Source organism: Arenibacter flavimaris (assembly GCF_030291335.1).
Taxonomy (GTDB): Bacteria; Bacteroidota; Bacteroidia; order Flavobacteriales; family Flavobacteriaceae; genus Arenibacter.
The window spans coordinates 1-762 of record NZ_JASWIM010000005.1 but is presented as its reverse complement, the minus strand read 5'-3'; the positions used below and the strand labels follow the sequence as shown (position 1 = coordinate 762).

Sequence of the window (762 nt, the reverse complement as noted above, 5' to 3'; positions counted from 1 at the left end):
TCATGCCAAACAGTGGCTTGTTTTCCCTGAAAACTTAGGTGCTTATTTATCCATTGATGAGACAGCGCTGTCCAAGGGAGAGCTCTATACCATCATTACCAATAAGAAGGCCAAAGGAAAGAAAGGGGCTTTAGTTGGGATATTCCACGGAACTAAAGTGGAGCCTATTATCGAACAACTCTTGAAGATCCCAGCAAAGAAGCGTGCCAAAGTGAAAGAGATCACCTTGGACATGGCAAACCCTATGAAAACGATCTCCACTAAATGTTTCCCGAAAGCCATCCAAGTAACAGACAGGTTCCATGTACAGAAGCTGGCAATAGAGGCGCTCCAAGATCTTCGTATCAAATACCGATGGGAAGCTTTGGATCAAGAAAATGAACAGATAAAGCTATCTAGAGTAGCCGACAAAGAATTTAAACCTGTAACTTTTTCTAATGGTGATAGCTCAAAACAACTCCTGGCCAGGAGTAGATATCTACTGTATAAATCCCCAGATAAATGGACTCCAAATCAGAAAGAGAGGGGACAGATATTGTTTAATGAATACCCAGAACTAAAGAAAGCTTATGGACTTGTTCAAGGCTTGAGGAATATTTTTAACCAAGCCATAGATATTAAAGTAGCTTACACCAAACTAGGGATCAAGAACAAAACTTGGGTCTGAAGTGAATAATTTATTTCTTTGCACTTTAAATTTAAGGGATGGACAAAGGAACCGATTTATCGTTATTGAGCTTATTTTTACCAGAGGGATTACTC

1 protein-coding gene is annotated in these 762 nt (G+C 39.6%); it reads left to right on the top strand.

Annotated elements, in window-relative coordinates; translation table 11 throughout:
• The coding region (locus QSE00_RS05840; protein ID WP_286105265.1) for an ISAon1 family transposase at positions 1-667 on the top strand (667 nt) is incomplete at its 5' end.
• Positions 668-762 lie beyond the last annotated feature (95 nt).